Annotated in this window: 19 protein-coding genes; 12 read left to right on the forward strand and 7 right to left on the reverse strand. The window is 74.3% G+C overall.

Annotated elements, in window-relative coordinates:
• Positions 1–4 precede the first annotated feature (4 nt).
• The gene (locus ACZ6O5_RS18280) at positions 5–4477 is read right to left on the reverse strand and encodes a cation-translocating P-type ATPase (protein ID WP_465978546.1); all 4473 of its coding nucleotides are present in this window, start codon (positions 4475–4477) and stop codon (positions 5–7) included.
• 158 nt (positions 4478–4635) lie between these two features.
• On the opposite strand from ACZ6O5_RS18280, the gene ACZ6O5_RS18285 reads away from it, so the two are divergent.
• From ACZ6O5_RS18285 to ACZ6O5_RS18300, 4 genes are all read left to right on the forward strand, one after another.
• Positions 4636–4896, forward strand: a complete 261-nt coding sequence (locus tag ACZ6O5_RS18285; protein WP_281933880.1) for a hypothetical protein — start codon at positions 4636–4638, stop codon at positions 4894–4896.
• Between the two features lie 54 nt (positions 4897–4950).
• Positions 4951–6324: an MFS transporter gene (locus tag ACZ6O5_RS18290; RefSeq protein ID WP_465978549.1), complete on the forward strand. Its 1374-nt coding sequence runs from the start codon at positions 4951–4953 to the stop codon at positions 6322–6324.
• Between the two features lie 70 nt (positions 6325–6394).
• The gene (locus tag ACZ6O5_RS18295) at positions 6395–6544 is read left to right on the forward strand and encodes a hypothetical protein (RefSeq protein ID WP_199199841.1); all 150 of its coding nucleotides are present in this window, start codon (positions 6395–6397) and stop codon (positions 6542–6544) included.
• Positions 6545–6641: 97 nt separating this feature from the next.
• The gene (locus tag ACZ6O5_RS18300) at positions 6642–7190 is read left to right on the forward strand and encodes a YbaK/EbsC family protein (protein ID WP_396772569.1); all 549 of its coding nucleotides are present in this window, start codon (positions 6642–6644) and stop codon (positions 7188–7190) included.
• Positions 7191–7226: 36 nt separating this feature from the next.
• Here the strand turns inward: ACZ6O5_RS18300 and ACZ6O5_RS18305 are convergent, their stop codons facing one another.
• The 4 genes from ACZ6O5_RS18305 to ACZ6O5_RS18320 all read right to left on the reverse strand — a co-directional run bounded on the left by ACZ6O5_RS18305 (position 7227) and on the right by ACZ6O5_RS18320 (position 10628).
• Positions 7227–7859: a DsbA family oxidoreductase gene (locus ACZ6O5_RS18305; RefSeq protein ID WP_465978551.1), complete on the reverse strand. Its 633-nt coding sequence runs from the start codon at positions 7857–7859 to the stop codon at positions 7227–7229.
• A 20-nt stretch (positions 7860–7879) separates the two neighbouring features.
• A complete protein-coding gene (locus ACZ6O5_RS18310; protein ID WP_465978553.1) occupies positions 7880–8305 on the reverse strand; it encodes a SufE family protein in 426 nt (141 codons plus the stop codon).
• Positions 8306–8383: 78 nt separating this feature from the next.
• Entirely contained in the window at positions 8384–8803 is a 420-nt protein-coding gene (locus ACZ6O5_RS18315) for a CBS domain-containing protein (protein ID WP_405091806.1), read from the reverse strand.
• Positions 8804–8858: 55 nt separating this feature from the next.
• On the reverse strand, positions 8859–10628 hold the full coding sequence (locus ACZ6O5_RS18320; protein WP_465978555.1) for a proline--tRNA ligase: 1770 nt from the start codon (positions 10626–10628) through the stop codon (positions 8859–8861).
• Positions 10629–10739: 111 nt separating this feature from the next.
• Between ACZ6O5_RS18320 and ACZ6O5_RS18325 the strand changes: the two genes are divergently transcribed.
• Positions 10740–11114, forward strand: a complete 375-nt coding sequence (locus ACZ6O5_RS18325; RefSeq protein WP_281933871.1) for a VOC family protein — start codon at positions 10740–10742, stop codon at positions 11112–11114.
• A gap of 16 nt (positions 11115–11130) precedes the next feature.
• Here the strand turns inward: ACZ6O5_RS18325 and ACZ6O5_RS18330 are convergent, their stop codons facing one another.
• Both ACZ6O5_RS18330 and ACZ6O5_RS18335 read right to left on the reverse strand, forming a co-directional pair.
• Positions 11131–11340, reverse strand: a complete 210-nt coding sequence (locus ACZ6O5_RS18330) for a DUF397 domain-containing protein (RefSeq protein WP_465978558.1) — start codon at positions 11338–11340, stop codon at positions 11131–11133.
• Complete coding sequence (locus ACZ6O5_RS18335; protein WP_465978560.1) at positions 11331–12134, reverse strand: helix-turn-helix domain-containing protein; 804 nt, start codon at positions 12132–12134, stop codon at positions 11331–11333. The genes ACZ6O5_RS18330 and ACZ6O5_RS18335 overlap by 10 nt, the downstream gene beginning before the upstream one ends.
• Before the next feature lie 95 nt (positions 12135–12229).
• Here ACZ6O5_RS18335 and ACZ6O5_RS18340 point away from each other — a divergent pair, with 95 nt between their 5' ends.
• The 7 genes from ACZ6O5_RS18340 to ACZ6O5_RS18370 all read left to right on the forward strand — a co-directional run bounded on the left by ACZ6O5_RS18340 (position 12230) and on the right by ACZ6O5_RS18370 (position 16886).
• Complete coding sequence (locus ACZ6O5_RS18340) at positions 12230–12580, forward strand: hypothetical protein (protein ID WP_465978562.1); 351 nt, start codon at positions 12230–12232, stop codon at positions 12578–12580.
• Entirely contained in the window at positions 12577–13143 is a 567-nt protein-coding gene (locus tag ACZ6O5_RS18345) for a putative immunity protein (protein WP_465978564.1), read from the forward strand. The genes ACZ6O5_RS18340 and ACZ6O5_RS18345 overlap by 4 nt, the downstream gene beginning before the upstream one ends.
• Complete coding sequence (locus ACZ6O5_RS18350) at positions 13140–13655, forward strand: putative immunity protein (RefSeq protein ID WP_465978565.1); 516 nt, start codon at positions 13140–13142, stop codon at positions 13653–13655. The genes ACZ6O5_RS18345 and ACZ6O5_RS18350 overlap by 4 nt, the downstream gene beginning before the upstream one ends.
• Positions 13656–13757: 102 nt before the next feature.
• A complete protein-coding gene (locus tag ACZ6O5_RS18355; RefSeq protein ID WP_107158158.1) occupies positions 13758–14288 on the forward strand; it encodes a SigE family RNA polymerase sigma factor in 531 nt (176 codons plus the stop codon).
• Positions 14285–15472: a TolB family protein gene (locus tag ACZ6O5_RS18360; RefSeq protein WP_465978567.1), complete on the forward strand. Its 1188-nt coding sequence runs from the start codon at positions 14285–14287 to the stop codon at positions 15470–15472. Before ACZ6O5_RS18355 ends, ACZ6O5_RS18360 begins: the two co-directional genes overlap by 4 nt.
• 193 nt (positions 15473–15665) lie before the next feature.
• A complete protein-coding gene (locus tag ACZ6O5_RS18365; RefSeq protein ID WP_281933824.1) occupies positions 15666–16436 on the forward strand; it encodes an SGNH/GDSL hydrolase family protein in 771 nt (256 codons plus the stop codon).
• A gap of 3 nt (positions 16437–16439) precedes the next feature.
• Positions 16440–16886 (forward strand): hypothetical protein, encoded by a 447-nt coding sequence (locus ACZ6O5_RS18370; protein ID WP_465978569.1) that lies wholly within the window; start codon positions 16440–16442, stop codon positions 16884–16886.
• Positions 16887–16967: the final 81 nt, after the last annotated feature.

Genomic DNA, 16967 nt, shown 5'->3' on the forward strand with positions numbered 1-16967 from the left:
CCCGTCAGGACGAGCCGGGCTGCGGCAGGCGGTCCACCAGCCGGGTCAGCGCGCCGTTGGCGAACGTCGCGCCGAGCGCCGAACCGGTGGCGATGGTCCAGCCCACCGGGCCCAGCGGGGTGCAGCCGAAGAACTGGCTGACCCCGGGCGTCTGCACCACCAGGACCAGCACGCCGACGGACGCGGCGGTGGCGGCCAGCACGGTCGGGCTGGTGCCGCCGGCCAGCACGGTCTGGCCGAGCTGGGTGCCGATCAGCGAGGCGAGCGCGACCGTACCGGCCCGGCGTCGCGTGCCGGTCCACCGGGCCAGCGTCCAGCCGGCGGTCGCGCCCAGCGTGGTAGCCGCCGCGCGCAGCCCGATCTCCCGGGTCATGGTGGCGCCGAGCGACGAGTCGGGGCCCTCCCGCAGCAGGTGGTCGGCGCGGTCGTCGGCCGGTGGCCGGACCGCGATGGCGAGCGCCGGCGCCAGGTCGGTGAGCAGGTTGACCAGCAGCAGTTGCCGCCCGTTCAGCGCGGACCGGCCGGTCGAGGCGGCGGTCAGCACACTGAACGCGATCTCGCCGAGGTTGCCGCCGACCAGGATGCTCAGCGCGTGCCGGACGGACGACCACATGGCCCGCCCCTCGACCAGCGTGGCGATTATCGTCTCCAGCCGATCGTCGGTGACCACCAGGTCGGCGGCGGCGCGGGCGGCCGGGGTGCCCCGCTGGCCGAGCGCGATGCCCACGTCGGCCAGCCGGATCGCCGGGGCGTCGTTGGCGCCGTCGCCGGTCATCGCCACGGTCCGGCCCCGCTGCTGCAACGCCTGGATGATCCGGACCTTGTGCGCGGGGGTGCAGCGGGCCACCACGTCGGTGGCCATCAGCCGCTCGGCGAGCGCGCCGTCGTCGAGCCGGTCCAGGTCGGTCGCGGTCACCACCCGCTGTTGACCGTGGTCGGGGCTGATGGTGGCCGCGATCGCCTCGGCGGTGGCCGGATGGTCGCCGGTGATCATGACGGTGTGCACGCCGGCCGCCCGGATACGCTCCACCGCCGGCCGGGCGCTCTCCCGCACCCCGTCCGCCAGCGTCAGGAAACCCACGAACACCAGGCCGTCGACCTGCTCGTCGGTGACCGCGTCGGTGGACACCCGACACTCGGCCACGGCGAGGATGCGGTGCCCGGCGCCGGCCCGGTCGGCCAGCATGGCCTGCACCTCGTCCCGGCCGGCCGGGTCCAACGGCCGGTCACCGGTGGCGGTCCGCCGGGACGCGCAGCGCGGCAGCACCGACTCGGGCGCGCCCTTCACGCTGAGCAGCGACCCGTCGGCGGTGCGACCGACCGCGGCGCTGTACCCCCGGGACGGCTCGAACGGCAGCCCACCGGTCGCGGTCCACTCCGCCGCGCCGGTGCGCTCGGTCACCCCGGCCGCGTTCGCGCCCCGGCGTACCGCGCGGTCGGTCTGTTGCGGCAACTCGTCCGGGTCGGCCGCGGCCGGAGTGGCCCGCAGTGCCGCGGCCAGCGTCGACCGGAGCGGCTCGTCGTCGAGGCGGTCCGCCGGGGCGTACCGGTCGTCGCCGGTGCCCACGCCGGCCAACAGCAGCTTCCCCTCGGTCAGCGTGCCGGTCTTGTCGAAGCAGAGCACGTCGACCCGGCCCAGCGCCTCGATCGTGCGCGGGTTGCGGACCAGCGCGCCGTGCGCGGCCAGCCGCCGCGCCGCCGCCAACTGCGCGGCGCTGACCAGGAACGGCAGCCCCTCCGGCACCGACGCCACGGCCAGGTTCGCGGCGGTCGCCGCCGTCTCGGCCAGGGGTACGCCCCGGAGCAGTCCCGCCCCGGCCACCGCGATCGCCGAGCCGGCCGCCAGCGGTACGGCGCTCTTCGTCAGCTTCCCCAGCCGCGCCTCCACGCCGCTGACCGGCGGGGCCTGCCGGGCCAACGTCAGGCTCCGCCCCGACTCGGTCTCCGCGCCGGTGGCCACCACCACGGCGGTGCCGTGCCCGGCGGCCACCGTGGTGCCCTCGAACAGCATCGAGTGCCGCTCGGCGATCGCCGCCGCGACCACCGGGTCGGGGCTCTTCGCCACCGGCAGCGACTCGCCGGTCAGCGACGACTCGTCGGCCTCCAGGCCGTCACTCGTCAGCACCCGGCAGTCGGCCGGTACGGCGTCCCCGGAGGAGATGCTCACCACGTCGCCCGGCACCAGGTCCTCGGCGGGCACCACCCGTTCCGCGCCGTCGCGTCGTACCCGGGCGGTGACCGCCGAGCGGGACAGCAGCTCGGCCAGCGACCGTTCGGTGTTGCGCTGGTGCACGGCGCCGATCAGCGCGGAACCGCCGACCAGACCGCCGACCAGCGCCGCGTCGACGAGGGAGCCGAACGCGGCGGAGAGCACCGCGCCGGCGGCCAGCACCGGGGTGAGCGGGTTGGACAGCTCGTCGACGAACGCGCGGAGCAGCCCGGCCGGCCCGTGGCCGTCGCCGGGACCGGCACCCCGCCGACGGTCCGCCTCCTCGTCGGTCAGCCCGCCGGAGTGCGTGCCGAGCTGGTCGAGGACGGTCTCCACCGGCATGAGATGCCAGGCGGTGAGCGCGGGCACCGGGGTACCGGTGCGGTCCGGCAGCCGGTGCGCCCGGAACACGCCGTGCGCGAACGCGACCGCGGCGGCGCCGTTCACCGCCGCCATGGTCCGGCCGGGCAGTTGCCGCCGGTCGGCGGTGAACGCGCCGAGCGCGCCGAGCCCGCTGCCGGCCATGGCGATCCGGATGTTCTGCCGGGCCATCCGGCGGGCCACCCCGGCGGCGTCGACGAGCAGGGCCGGGACGCGCAGGTCGTCGCCGACCAGCAGGTGCGCGCCCCACGGGGGCAGGTCGTCGGGCGCGGCCACGCCGAGACCGCAGTCGGCAGCCGCGAGCGCCGACCGCTCGCCGGAGACCACCAGCACCACCGCGCCCTCGCGTTGCAGGTCGCGTACCGCGTCGGCGAGCCGGGTCCCACCCGGTACGCGACGGTCGCCCACGTCGTACCGGCCGTCCTCGGCACCACCGATCACGAGCCGGAACCCGGCCTGGCGGGTGGCGGACACCAGCGCGTCCACCCCGGGGGCGGGCTCCGCCTCGACCCGCAGTACGGCGGCGAGCCGACCGTCCCGGGCCAGCCCGAGCAGCCGTCCGCCGTCGGCACGCAACCGCTCGCTGTCCGGAGTGTCGCCGGGGTCTTCGGCGGCCAGCCGGTCCAGGGGTCCGATCTGCCAGCCGTCGTCGGCACGTACCGCGTTCGGGTCGGCCGGGTCGAAGAGGGCGAACGCCCGGGCGGCCACCTGGCCGGTGTCGGCGCCGGGCAGCGGCGCCAGGTCGGCCAGCACGCCCCGGTCCGAGCCGAGCACCGCCGCGTCCAGCAGCACCGTGTCGATCCGGTCCAGCTCGCGCAGCACGCTGCGGTCCATCGCGATCACGCCACGCCGGGCCAGCATCCGGCCGAGCTGCGCCGCGTACCCCTCGCGACCGCTGCCGGGCGCCTTGGACAGCGCGGAGAGCGCCAGCGCGGCGGCCCGCTTGCCGCCGGCGAACGGGACCGCCGCCGCGCCGGTCGCCGCGCCCGCCGCAAGCATCCGCTGGACGTAGCGCTCGGCCTGGCCGTCCGGGACCGGGCAGGGACGCTCACCGTCCGGCACCCGGGCGACCGCCCGGTCCGGGTCGCCGGTCAGCCGCGGTTCGGCGCGGCTCCAGGCGGCGAGCTGGGCGCGCGCCTCACCCCACTGCACCACCCGCTGCGCGCCGTCGAGCACGATGCCGGCCCACCCTCCGGTGAGGCCCTGCACCACCGCCTCGGCCAGCGGGAAGAACACCTCGGCGCGGGGGTCGGCGCGAAGACCCCGGTCGGCCAGCGCGTGCAGCTTCGGGTGCAGGTCGACCGCGTTCAGCAGTCCCGCGACCTCCCCGGGGACCGGGGTGAACGGCAGGATCCGGGTGGCCGCCGAGATGGTCAGGCCGAGCGCGTCGGAAGCCAGCGCGCCGAGCGTACGAGGGGTACGGGGCCCTTCCTCGGGCGGATGCGGCGGCGGGATCTCCGGGTCCGGCTCGTACGGGCAGGTGTGCTCGGCGCGCGCCACCGTGTCGATCAGGTCCCGCAGCTTCGGCCTCGGCTCCCGGGTCGCCACCACCACCCGGCCGGACGGCGCGTTCACCCGCGCCCAGGCCACGCCGGGCACCGCCTCCAGCGCCGCCTCGACCTGCCGGGCCAGCCGGTCCCCGCCGTCCTGACAGACACCGTGCACCTCGATGTGGTGCCGGCCGTCGGCGGACCACACCCGACGGCGGGTCAGCCCGGCCACCCGGGCCAGCCGGGTGGCGGCCGTGCCGACCGCGCCCGCCGCCTCGGTCACCCCGGTCGGCACGGCGGCTCCGGGCAGGACCGAACCGACGGTACGGGCGACCCGCGCGACCGCGTCCGGTACGGCGGCCGGAGCCAGCAGGAGACCGGCGAAGCCGTACGCCATCTCGCCTCCCGGACTCGTCCCGGCGGCCCGACTTCCCGGCGCGACGTCCGTTATGCCCTCCCGGAGGGGGAAGTTTCCCCCACCGCCCGGGGCATGGACGACGGGGGTGGTGGAATGCCGATCGGGTCGATGCCGTCGTCGCAACCGGGGAGGCTGGGATGAGCACACTGACCCGACATCTGAGCGGATCGCGGGAGATGGTCCGGGCGTACAGCCGGCGGGTGGACGTGCCGCTGCTGGGTGAGGTGGCGGTGCCCCCGCCGGACAAGCTGGCCTACTACGCCGGCATCGGGGTGCTCACCGCGTTGCAGGTCATCGAGTGGCCGCTGGCCCTGGTCATCACCGCCGGGCACGTCCTGGCCGACCAGCACTTCTCCGGCCTGGTGAAGGGCGTGGGCGAGGCGCTGGAGACCGCCTGACGAGACCGAGCCCACAGTTGACCTCAACCACGGTTGAGGTCACAGGCTGGGTACATGACGATCGCCGCCACCGCCGCAGCGGAGGACCGGGACCTCTGGTCACCACGTCTGCGGGCGATGACCGTGGGCAGCGTCGCCCTGGTGTCGTTGCTGGCGTTCGAGGCGCTCGCGGTGGGCACCGCCATGCCGACGGTCGCGCGCAGCCTGAACGGGCTCGGCCTGTACGCGCTGGCCTTCGGCGGCCCGTTCGCCTCCGGCGTGGTGGCGATGGTGGCATCCGGCATCTGGTGCGACGCGCGCGGACCCCGGCCGGCGATGTGGCACGGGGTCGCCTGGTTCGTCACCGGGCTGGCGGTGGCGGGCGCCGCCACCAGCATGGGGACGCTTGTCGTCGGGCGGGTGGTGCAGGGCTTCGGCTCCGGTCTGCTCTCCGTGGCGCTCTACGTGATCGTCGGGCACGCGTACCCGGAGCGGCTGCGGCGGCGGATGTTCGCCGCCTTCGCGGCGGCCTGGGTGGTGCCGTCGCTCGTCGGTCCGGCGTTGGCCGGCCTGATCGTCGAGCACCTGGGCTGGCGCTGGGTGTTCCTCGCGGTGCCGGCGGTCGCGGTGCCGGCGGTGCTGCTGATCCAGCCGGGGCTGCGGACGCTGGCCGGCGTCGTGCCGACCCGGCCGCCGGTCGGCGCGCTGGCCCGGGTGGGTTGGGCCTGCGGCGCCGGGGCGAGCGCCGCGCTGCTGCACTACGGGGGGCAGCAGCGCGGCGCGTACGCCGTCGGCCTGATCGGCGTGGCGCTGGCCGGGATGCTCGCCTGCGTACCCCGGTTGCTGCCGCCCGGGTTCCTGCGGGCGGCGCGCGGGCTGCCGACGGTGATCGGCCTGCGCGGGCTGGCGTCGGCGGCGTTCGTCGGCGCGGAGGTGGTGATCCCGCTGATGCTCTCCCGGGAACGCGGGTTCACGCCCACCGGTGCCGGGTTGGTGCTCACCGTCGGGGCGCTCTCCTGGTCGGTGGGCTCCTGGTTCCAGGGGCGGATCGCCGCGCCCCGGTCCGCCGCCAGCCTGCCCCGGGCCGGGCTGGCCTGCATCGCGGTCGGTACAGCGGGTGTCGCGTCGGCGCTGCTGCCGGCAGTTCCGGTGGCGCTCGCGGTGTCCGCCTGGGCGGTCGCCGGCCTCGGCATGGGGCTGCTCTATCCCTCGTTGTCGGTGCTCACGCTGGAGCTGTCCGCCCCGGCCGAGCAGGGCCGGAACTCCTCGGCGCTGCAACTGGGCGACTCGCTGGCGGCGGCCACCGTGTTGGCGCTGACCGGGGCGGTGCTGGCCGCCGGTTCGTCGCCCGGCCCGGCCAGCTACGCGGCCACGCTCGCCGTCGCGGCCGGCTGCGGCCTGCTCGGTCTGGTGCTCGCGGGACGGGTGACCCCGTCGGCAGCGGGCTGACCGGACCCGTACGGGGGAACGGGGCGAAGACGAGAGCCGGTCGCGTCCGCCGTCGACCTACCGTGAGCCCATGCTGGTCTTTGTCGCCACCGTGGTGCTCTACGTCTTCGGCTTCGTCTTCCTCTACGGCGTGATCCGGGTCGGGGTCCGGCACGGCATCCAGGACGCCGAGGCGAACCGCCCGGAGCCGCTGCAACGCCGCCAGCTCACCGAGGTGTAAGGAGGGGCCCCCTGTTAACGGATCCTGCATAGCAAGGGGCCCCGCTTAACACGCTGGCGAGCGGATTCTCCGCACAGGTGCGAGGATCGCACCCGTGATGGGGACGCTGAAGACCGAGCCGGCCCGCCTCCGGCTGGACCTGCTGGCTCCGCCGGTCGCCGCGGCGGTGGAGCGGTGGCCGGACGAGGCACCTGTCGACGTGGCCGAGGTGCTGGTCGCCCCGATCGACGCCGAGTTGGCCGACACCGCGGCCTTCTGCGCGGCGTACGAGGTGGAGCTGGCGGAGTCGGCCAACTGCGTGGTGGTCGCCGGCAAGCGTGGCGGCGAGACCCGGTACGCCGCCTGCATCGTGCTCGCCACCACCCGCGCCGACGTGAACGGCGTGGTCCGCAAGCTGCTCGACGTCCGCAAGGCGAGCTTCGCGCCGATGGCCGAGGCGGTGGAGCTGACCGGGATGGAGTACGGCGGGATCACCCCGATCGGGCTGCCCGAGGAGTGGCCGATCCTGGTCGACGCGCGGGTGATCGCCACGCCGCACGTGATCATCGGATCGGGCGTACGCCACAGCAAGATCGCCCTGCCCGGGCCGGCGCTCGGCGCGCTGCCCGGGGCGCAGGTGGTGGACGGGCTGGCCCGACCGGCCTAGCCGCTCACTGGCATCGATCTTGTTCCACGTGAAACATCACCCGGCCGCCTCACGCTGCTCGACCTCGCGCAACGCGGCGAGCAGCGTCTCCGGCTCCTGGGCGCCGGTGACCGCGTACTTCCCGGCCAGCACGAAGGTCGGCACGCTGGAGACGCCGAGCTGGTGCGCGGCGCTCAGCTCGGCGGCCACCTCGCGGCGACCGAGGTTCGACGTCAGGTAGCGGCGCGCCTCGGTCTCGTCCAGCCCGACCTCACCGGCGAGCGTGACGAGCACGTCGATCGAGCCGACGTCGAGGCCGTCGAAGAAGTGCGCCCGGTAGAGCCGCTCGACCGTCTCGGCGGCCCGACCGTGCTCGGTGGCGAACCGCACCAGCCGGTGCGCGTCGAACGTGTTCGCCGCCACCGCGCGGTCGAACCGCAGGTCGAGCCCCGCGCCGGCGGCGACGCCGGAGACGTGGGCGGCCATGCCCTCGGCCTTGTCCCGGCCGCCGAACTTGTCGCCCAGCGCGTCCAGCAGCGGCTTCGGCTCGGTGACCGGCGTCGGGTCGAGCTGGAACGGCCGGAACCGGACGGTCACCTCGCCGTCGTACGAGTCGAGGGCCTGTTCGAGTCGGCGCTTGCCGATCCAGCACCAGGGGCAGACGACGTCGGCGTAGATCTCGATCTCCATGACCAGCGACAACCCGCCGGTCAGGCGATCTGTTCCCGGACCTGCCGCTTCAGTCGGGCCAGGATGGCCGTGCCGCCGCGCACCCGGAGCGGGCTGATCGCCTGGGCCAGGCCCATCCGTTGGTAGAGGTCGTCCGGTACGGCCAGCACCTGCTCGGCGCTCGCCCCGGCCAGCCCGTCGGCGAGGATGCCGGCGAACGCCCGGGTGGTCGGCGCCTCCGGCGGGCAGTCGAAGACCGTGTTCACCGTGCGGTCCGGGGTCACCTCGGCGCGCAGGAAGAACGCGGTCTGGCACTCCGGGACCTGCTCCAGCTCCTCCCGGTCGACTCCCTCCGGCAGGGGCGGGATCACGTCGGCGAACTCCAGCAGCATCTCCAACACGACGTCGCGCGGGGCGGCGGCGAACTCGTCGACGATCTCGGCCAGCTTGGTCGGCATCTCGGGCATGGGTCGAGGCTATCCGCCCGCCTGGTGGTGAGAAGGGGCCCCTTCTCTACCAGAGGCGTTAAGAAGGGGCCCCGCCTTTCACGCGTTTGGGGCGGCTTCGCTGATGTCGCTCAGGGCCGACTGGGGGTCTAGCTGCATGGCTAGGTCGCCCAGGGAGACGATGCCGACCAGTTTTCGGTCGCTGTCACACACCAAGACGCGCCGGATGTTGCGCTCGCGCATCAGCGCCGCCGCCTCGTTCGCGGTGCAGTGCTGCTCGATCATGACGACCTCGCGGGTGATGATCGAGCCGATCGTGGTGGTGCCCGGATCGGCGCGCTCGGCCACGGCGCGTACCACGATGTCGCGGTCGGTCAGCATGCCGGCGAGCGTGGCGCCGTCGGTCACCACCACGTCGCCGATGTCCGACTCCTTCATCACCCGGGCCGCCTCGTCCAACGGGGTCTCTGCGGGAAGATAGACGACCTGCTTGGTCATCACGTCACTGACGCGGTACATGAGAGCCTCCGAAACGCCTCGGTCGATCCAATTGCGGTACCCGGTGGCAGGATCGCTACACCCGGTTGCGGCGCGTCGCGCCCAACTCGTCGCACAGGCGCTCGACGACCACCTCCACCGCCAGTTCGGTGCGCTCACCGGTGGCCCGGTCACGCAGTTCGGCGTACCCGTCGGCCAGCCGGCGGCCGAGCACGACGGCGCGCGGGATGCCGATCAGCTCGGCGTCGGTGAACTTCACCCCGGCGGAGACGGTGGCCCGGTCGTCGACGAGCACCCGCAGGCCGGCGTCGGCCAGCCGCCCGCCGAGGGCGAGCGCCGCGTCGAGCTGCGGCCCCTTCCCGGCCACCACCAGGTGTACGTCGCACGGCGCGACAGCAGCCGGCCAGACCAGCCCTCGGTCGTCGTGGTGCTGCTCGGCCACAGCGGCGACCGCCCGGGACACGCCGATGCCGTAGCAGCCCATGACGGGCCGGACCGGCCTGCCCTCGCGGCCGAGCACGTCCACCGCGAACACGTCGGTGTACCGGCGGCCGAGTTGGAAGACGTGCCCCACCTCGATGCCGCGCCGCATGGTCAGCTCACCGTCGGCACAGGACGGGCAGGGGTCGCCGGGCCGCACCTCGGCCGCCTCGATGGTGCCGTCGGGCACGAAGTCGCGCCCGCACACCACGTCGGTGGCGTGCCGCCCCGGCTCGTTGGCCCCGGTCAGCCACGTGGTGCCGGCGGCCACCCGGGGGTCGACCAGGTAACGGATGCCGTGCTTGGCCAGGATCTGCGGCCCCAGGTAGCCCCGGACCAGCTCCGGATGCGCGGCCCAGTCGTCGAACACGGTCACGGTGGCCGGGGCCAGCACCGCCCCGACCCGTCTCAGGTCCACCTCGCGGTCTCCGGGCAGGCCGACGACCAGCAGCTCGGCCCGCTCGGCACCGGGCCGGCGGACGGCCAGCACCACGTTCTTCAGCGTGTCCGCCGCGGTCCAATCGGTGCGGCCGGCGAGCGCGCGGGTGTTCGCCACCTCCACCACGGCCGCGATGGTCGGCGTCTCCGGGGTGTCGTGCACCGCCGTGGCGGGATGCGCGTCCGGGTCACCGGCGGCCGGGGCACGGGTCACCACCGCCTCGGTGTTGGCCGCGTAGTCGCAGGCCGTGCAGCCGACGTAGGTGTCCTCCCCGGCCGGCGTGGCGGCCAGGAACTCCTCGGACGCCGAGCCGCCCATCGCGCCGGACGTCGCGCGCACCACCGTGAAGTCCAGCCCGAGCCGGGTGAAGATCCGCTGGTACGCCTCGCGGTGCCGGGCGTAGGTAGCCACCAGCCCGGCCGGATCCAGATCGAAGGAGTAGGCGTCCTTCATCAGGAACTCGCGCCCGCGCAGCACGCCGGCCCGGGGGCGGGCCTCGTCCCGGAACTTCGTCTGAATCTGGAACAGCGTCACCGGGAAGTCCCGGTACGAAGTGAACAGATCCTTCACCAGCAGCGCGGCCATCTCCTCGTGGGTCGGCGCGAGCAGGTGCTCGGCGCCCCGGCGGTCGGCGAGCGTGAAGATGTCGTCCCCGTACTCCGTCCACCGCCCGCTGGTCCGGTACGGCTCGGCCGGCAGCAGCGCCGGGAAGTGCACCTCCTGGTCGCCGATCGCGACCATCTCGTCCCGGACGATCGCGGTGATCCGGTCCAGCACCAGCTTGCCCAGCGGCAGCCAGGTGTAGCCGCCCGGTGCGGCCCGGCGGACGTAGCCGGCGCGGAGCAGCAGCCGGTGGCTCGGCACCTCCGCGTCGGCCGGGTCCTCGCGCAGGGTCCGGAGCAGCAGGGTCGACATGCGCAGCAGCATTGCCGCAGCGTACGGCGACCAGCCGGGACCGGGCGATCCGTTTCGGCCCGGTGCTGCCGCACCGGCCGCCGGTTCGGGTGACCGTCGTAGGCGTCGGGTAGGAAGACAGCCATGAGTGAGCGACCGCGTTTCTCGTTGACGTCCACCGTGCTCGACGCGCCCTCCGCGCAGGAACTCGCCGGCTTCTACGAGCGGCTGCTCGACTGGCCGCGAAGCGAGGACGAGCCGGAGTGGGTGGTGCTGGCCGCGCCGGGCGGCGGGGCCACGCTGGCGTTCCAGGACGAGCCGGCGTACGTGCGTCCGGTGTGGCCGGCCGGGCCGGGGGACCCGCCGATGATGCTCCACCTCGACATCAAGGTCGACGACCTGGAGGCCGCCTCGGCGTACGCGGTGTCGCTCGGGGCCACGCTGGCCGACCACCAGCCGCAGGACGACGTACGGGTGCACCTCGACCCGGCCGGCCACCCGTTCTGCCTCTACCTCTGAGACCCAGCCGGCGGGCCTACGAACTTGATGGCGTGAACGGGTCGCGGCGGGTGCCGACCCGGACGAAGGCACGCCAGGCGTCGGCGGTGAAGGTGAGCACGGGACCGGTCGGGTCCTTGCTGTCCCGCACCCCGACCACCCCGACCAGGTTGCCCGCCACCTCGACGCAGTCGCCCTGCGTGCCGCTGCGGGTGGACTTCCGCCAGATCGCGTCGGTCAGCTCCATGAGGTCATCACTTCCTTCATCAGCTCGGCCGACTGGTGGCGCGGAAGCGCCTCGCTCCGGACACTCTCCCATCTGGACAGCAGCGTCGCCACGTCTTCGTCGTTGTCGACCACCACGCCGCCGAGTTGGTTTTCGAGATGACCCACCCAGCCGCCGTCCGTGCCACGGGCCAGAGCGAACGGGCCGACCAGGCCGACGTGCATGGTGACCCGCGTCGGCACGATGTGGACGTCGATGTGCGGGTGCTCGGTGCGTTCGATGAGATGGGCGATCTGCTCGGCCATCAACCCACGGCAGCTCTCGTCGGCGCGGCGCAGGACGAACTCCTCGATGACCGCGATGTATTTCGGGTGGTTGGCGCTCGACAGGATCGCCTGTCGGTCCAGTCGAACCCCGAGCCGCCGCTCCACCTCGTCATCACTGATCAGGTCGTCGGTGCGGATCATGGCGCGGGCGTAGTTCTCGGTCTGGAGCAGCCCGGGGACGAGGGTCGGCTGGTAGGTGCGCAGTTGTTGGGCCTGGCGTTCGGCGTCCAGCCAGGGGCGGAACCAGCTCGGCTGGCCGTCCCGTTCGGCGAGCTTCAGCAGCGACGTCAACAGCCCGCCGGTGCCCAGCACCTCGTCGGCCCGTCGCAGGAAGAACCGGTCCAGCGGACGCTGGCCCAGCTCCACGGCCGACACCTGCGAGTTGGAGAAGTGCACGAGTTTTCCGAACTCCTCCTGACTCAGCTCGGCCTTCAGCCGCAGCCGGCGGAGTTGTGCGCGGATCAGTTCGGCGGTCGGCTCGTTCTCCACCCGTCCTCCTCGATCGGCCGTGCGGTTCCCGGATCCCTCCCGCCCCGGCCGTGGCGACTTCCGAGCGTAGTGGTGTGATCAGCACACTGTCACGCATGAACCTGCCCGTACCCCGGCTCGGGCCGTACCCGGACCGACCGCGTCCCTGCCAGCGGGGCCACCCGGCGCACCTGCCGATCCGACCACTGTGGCTCTGCCGCGCCTGCGGCGGCCCGTGGCCCTGCGCCCAGGCCCGCCTGCTGCTCACCGCCGAGTACGCCGACCACCCGGTCGACCTGGCCGTCTACCTCTCCGGGCTCTACCACGAGGCCACCCACGACCTGTTCCGGCTCGCCCCGCACGACGGCCCGACCCCACGCGAACTGTTCGACAGGTTCGTCGGCTGGGGGCCCTACCGTCGAGGCGCTGCCGGGCGCGCCGTCGAGGGCTACGATCCACCGACGTGACCGCCCGCAGGAATGTCGTGTCCGGGGACTTCGACCTGACCATGGACGAGCTGCGTGTCGTGGCGCACTACGTGGTCCGGCACGCCGAGGACGTCCTGCCGGTCTTCGAGCACGCCGTACCCGATGATGCCCGGCCCCGGGCGGCGATCGACGCGGCCCGCGCGTTCGTCGACGGCGCCGACCGGACGCGACGGCAACGCGTGACGTCCGTGGACGCCCACCGGGCTGCCCGGTCCGCGCCTACCGAGGCCGCGCGCCTGGCCGCGCGGTCGGCCGGTGATGCCGCCGCCGCCGCGTACCTGCATCCGCTCGCGCAGGCCAGCCAGGTCGGTCACATCCTGCGGGCCGCGGCGAGCGCGGCGCTGATCGGGGAGCTGGCCGCCGGTGGTGACCCGGCGGTCGGCGACGCGCTGCTGGACCGCTCGCGGCGGTGGGCCACCCCGGTGCTCGTCGACGTGCTCCGCCGCTACCCACCGGCGACCGGCGGCAGCAGCCGGGCCGCTCGGCTGATGAGCAAACTGGACGATGCCCTGCGCGCGGGCGGAACGGAGCACCCGTCGTGATCCTGCCGAAGGTCCGGGACCCCCGCTTCGTGACCATCCGCCGGGGCGGGACGCTCACCGACGACGACCACCGGTTGCTCGCGCTCTGGGCCGCCTCGTGCGCGGAACATGTCCTCGGCCTCTTCGAGACGGTCCGACCCGACGATCCGCGACCTCGCCAGGCGATCGAACACATCCGGGCCTGGGTGCGCGGCGACATCACGATGATGGTGTCCCGCGCGGCCGGCGGTCACGCCATGGGGGCGGCCCGCGACCTGCGAGGAGCCGCCCGGCACGCGGCGTACGCGGCCGGCCAGGCCGGGGTCGTCGCCCACGTCGCCGCGCATGAACTCGGCGCCGCCGCGTACGCCATCAAGGCGGTACGGGCCGCCGCGCCACCGGGGGAGGCCGACGTGGCGGGCCGGCGCGAGTGCCGCTGGCAGCGCGACCAGCTCCCGCCGGCGATCCGTGAGCTGGTCCTCGACGACCAGCGGCTGCGCAACGACATCTGCTGGTCGGTGTTCGAGGACTGAGCCGCCGGGACCGACCATCCGACGGCGGCAACCATCGAGTGGCGGGGCGACGTCTGGGGAGGCATCAGACCGACGCACCACTGACCCGAAGGATCGGCTCGTGTGGACCCTCTCCTGAGTGAGTTCGACTCGTTCGTGCGCACCCGCACACCGGCGCTGCTGCGCTCGGCCTACCTGCTCACCGGTGACCAGCACCTGGCCGAGGATCTCGTTCAGTCCGCCCTCGCCCGTACCCACCGCTCCTGGAGCCGGCTGCACGACAGCGGCAACGCGGAGGCGTACACCCGGAAGATCATGTACCACCTCCAGGTCTCCTGGTGGCGACGCCGCCGGGTCGCCGAGTCGATGACGGGCGACCTGCCCGAGCCACGCGGAGGCGACTCGGCTCCCGACCACGCCCAGCAGACCACGCTCCGGCTCACGCTCCGGGCCGCGCTGGCCCGGCTGTCCGCGAAACAGCGGGCCGTGCTGGTGCTGCGCTTCTTCGAGGACCGCACCGAGACCGAGGCCGCCGACCTGCTCGGCGTCACCGTCGGCACGGTCAAGAGCCAGACCTCGAAGGCGCTCGCCAAGCTGCGCACCGTCGCCCCGGAACTCGCCGACCTGTACGCCACGGAAGGAACCGTCCGATGAACCAGGATCGCCTGCGCTTCGACCTGGCCGACCTGGCCGACGAGGTCACCCCGGTCGACCTGCGGGACCGGGCCCTGCGTACCTCCCACCGGCTCGGCGTCCGGCGGGCCGTCGCCACCTCCGCCGCCGTACTGCTGGTGCTGGCCGCCGCGACCGGGACCGCGCTGGCGATCCGGCCGGACGGTTCGGCGCCCGCGCCGGCCCTCCCGTCGGTGACCAGCACCCCGCCGCCGGTGGAGCCCACCCCGACGCCGTCCGTCGAGCCGTCCCGCTCACCGAGCGCCGATCCGAGCACCACCGCCGGCGGAAGTCCGGCCGGGGCTGCGATCGGGCGGCTCTTCTACGGTCCGACGACCACCGGCGAGGGTGCCTCGGCCGTCGGGTACCTCTGGTCCTTCAAGCCCGGCTCACAGCCGACCCGGCTGGCGAAGCTCCCCAGCCTCCCCGCGATCGTGAACGCGGCCGTCTCGCCGGACGGCAGGCGCGTCGCCTGGGTCGATGCGGACGACAACCTGCGGGTGGCCGACGTCGACGGCGGCAACTCCCGGAAACTCACGCCGGGCGGCCACCGTCAGGTGGAACCGGACTGCTGGACGCCGGTGTGGTCCCCGGACTCCCGCCGGCTCGTGCTCTCGGTGATCCTGCGGACCGAGCCGTCCCGGGTATCGGAGAAGGGCATTCTCGACCTGGACACGGGCGCGTACACCCGGATCGTCGGAGTCCAGGGCTGCCACCCGCTGTGGTCGGCCGACGGCAAGGTCCTCGCCTACGCGGACGGGGAGGGTCGGGTGGCGGTGAACCGACCCGACGGTTCGGCGGAAAAGGTGATCCCCGGCGTCGGGGGGTCGGGCGCCCGTTCGTCCTTCGACGTCGCGAGCATCTCCCCGGACGGGTCCCGGCTGGCGCTCCTGCTGCGCAAGCCGGACGAGCCGGCCGGTGACGTGGCGCGGGAACTCGACGCGAACGCCGTGATCGACACCCGCACCGGCCGGCAGGTCGACCTGCCGCTCGGTGGCCGGCCGCTGCTCCAGGCCTGGTTCCGGGCCGACGGCAAGCTGGTGACCCGGGTGAGCGACGGTGACCACAACGCGCTCGTGCTGGTCGGCGCGGACGGCCGGAAGATCGGCGAGAGTCGGGAACCGACGACCTTGAAGGACAAGCAGATCCTTCAGGTCGTCGAGTGACTGTCGACTGCGGGGGCGGGCACCGGAAGGTGGTCCGTCCCCGCAGTCGTTCACCACGGGAAGGTGATCGCGGCGGCTGGCCGGAACCGGACGCCGAGACGTCCACCACGTCCGGGCCGGGGGGTGAGCGGGAGCGCACCGAGCGGTGACAGACTGGACGACGCTTCTGCGGGGGACGTCGGAGGGAGGCGCCGTGCGCTGGCGCAGCTTCGTGGCGGTGGGCGACAGCTTCACCGAAGGCATGGACGACGCATATCCGGACGGCAGCTACCGGGGGTGGGCCGACCTGGTCGCCACCCGGCTCGCCGCCGAGGCCGGCCCCGACTTCCGCTACGCCAACCTGGCCATCCGGGGCCGGCTGTTCCCGAACGTCGTGGCCGAGCAGGTGCCGGCCGCGCTGGCCATGAAGCCCGACCTGATCAGCTTCGCGGCCGGCGGCAACGACGTGCTGCGCCGCAGCTTCGACCCGGACGTCTTCGTCCCGCGCTTCGACGCGGTGATCGGGCGGCTGCGGTCCGGCGGCAGCGACGTGGTGCTGTTCCGGTTCGCCGACGTGATGGCCCGGCTGCCCGGCCAGCGGCTGGTGGCGCCCCGGGTGACGCTGCTCAACCGGGCCGTCGGGGAGGTCGCCGAGCGGCACGGCGCGATCCTGGTCGACCTCTACGCCGACGAGGCGTACCTCAACCCGATGCTCTGGAGCACCGACCGGTTGCACCTGTCGGCGGCCGGGCACCGGCGGGTCGCCGCGCAGGTGCTCACCGCGCTCGGCGTGGGCTGCGAGGAGGAGTGGCTGATGGTGCCGCCGCACCCGGCACCCACCCCGTGGCTCGCCGCCCGCGGCGCCGACCTGCGCTGGGCCGGCCGGCACCTGGCCCCGTGGATCAAGCGTCGGCTGACCGGCCGCTCCTCCGGGGACTTCGTCACCGCCAAGCGGCCCGTGCTCGGCCCGGTCGACGCCGGCTGAGCGGTGCGCACCGTCCACGTCGCGGACCTGCTGCGGCTCACCCTCGACGACGAGCCCCGCCCCGGGCTGGCGGTCCTGGTGGGCGGCGACCGCGTCGAGGCGGTCGCGCCGCTGGGCGAGCTGACCGGCGCGTACCCCGAGGTGCGGGTGCGGCGGTGGGCCGGCACGCTCGGGCCGGCGCGGGTGCACGACGGCCCGCTGCCGCCCGCGCCGACGCCGCGTGAACGGGTGCACGCGCTGTTCCGGCGCGGCGTCGCCGCGGTGCTCGACGCGCATGTCACCGATCCGGCGCTACGCGCCGCCGCGACCCGCAACGGGATGGCGGTGCTGCCCGCCGCCCGGCCCCCGACGCTGGTGGCCGGTGGCCGGGCCGACCTCGCCGTGTTCGACGCGGACGGCTCCTGCCGGGCCACCGTGGTCGCCGGGCGGCTGGTGCACCGCCGCGCCTGACCCAGGTCCACCGGACAGCCGGACTTTCCCCGCCGTACGTCCGGTGTGGTCAGGTCCGGTGCCAATCGGGATCGCCCGATG

It is taken from the genome of Micromonospora sp. NPDC049201 (assembly GCF_055586805.1).

Excerpts from the sequence above, each read along its gene's own strand:
- ACZ6O5_RS18310 (WP_465978553.1), bottom strand. The coding sequence starts at position 8,305 with ATGCCCGAGATGCCGACCAAGCTGGCCGAGATCGTCGACGAGTTCGCC.
- ACZ6O5_RS18290 (WP_465978549.1), top strand. The coding sequence starts at position 4,951 with ATGACGATCGCCGCCACCGCCGCAGCGGAGGACCGGGACCTCTGGTCA.
- ACZ6O5_RS18325 (WP_281933871.1), top strand. The coding sequence starts at position 10,740 with ATGAGTGAGCGACCGCGTTTCTCGTTGACGTCCACCGTGCTCGACGCG.
- ACZ6O5_RS18340 (WP_465978562.1), top strand. The coding sequence starts at position 12,230 with ATGAACCTGCCCGTACCCCGGCTCGGGCCGTACCCGGACCGACCGCGT.
- ACZ6O5_RS18320 (WP_465978555.1), bottom strand. The coding sequence starts at position 10,628 with ATGCTGCTGCGCATGTCGACCCTGCTGCTCCGGACCCTGCGCGAGGAC.
- ACZ6O5_RS18280 (WP_465978546.1), bottom strand. The coding sequence starts at position 4,477 with ATGGCGTACGGCTTCGCCGGTCTCCTGCTGGCTCCGGCCGCCGTACCG.
- ACZ6O5_RS18305 (WP_465978551.1), bottom strand. The coding sequence starts at position 7,859 with ATGGAGATCGAGATCTACGCCGACGTCGTCTGCCCCTGGTGCTGGATC.
- ACZ6O5_RS18295 (WP_199199841.1), top strand. The coding sequence starts at position 6,395 with ATGCTGGTCTTTGTCGCCACCGTGGTGCTCTACGTCTTCGGCTTCGTC.
- ACZ6O5_RS18330 (WP_465978558.1), bottom strand. The coding sequence starts at position 11,340 with ATGGAGCTGACCGACGCGATCTGGCGGAAGTCCACCCGCAGCGGCACG.
- ACZ6O5_RS18300 (WP_396772569.1), top strand. The coding sequence starts at position 6,642 with ATGGGGACGCTGAAGACCGAGCCGGCCCGCCTCCGGCTGGACCTGCTG.
- ACZ6O5_RS18360 (WP_465978567.1), top strand. The coding sequence starts at position 14,285 with ATGAACCAGGATCGCCTGCGCTTCGACCTGGCCGACCTGGCCGACGAG.
- ACZ6O5_RS18315 (WP_405091806.1), bottom strand. The coding sequence starts at position 8,803 with ATGTACCGCGTCAGTGACGTGATGACCAAGCAGGTCGTCTATCTTCCC.
- ACZ6O5_RS18285 (WP_281933880.1), top strand. The coding sequence starts at position 4,636 with ATGAGCACACTGACCCGACATCTGAGCGGATCGCGGGAGATGGTCCGG.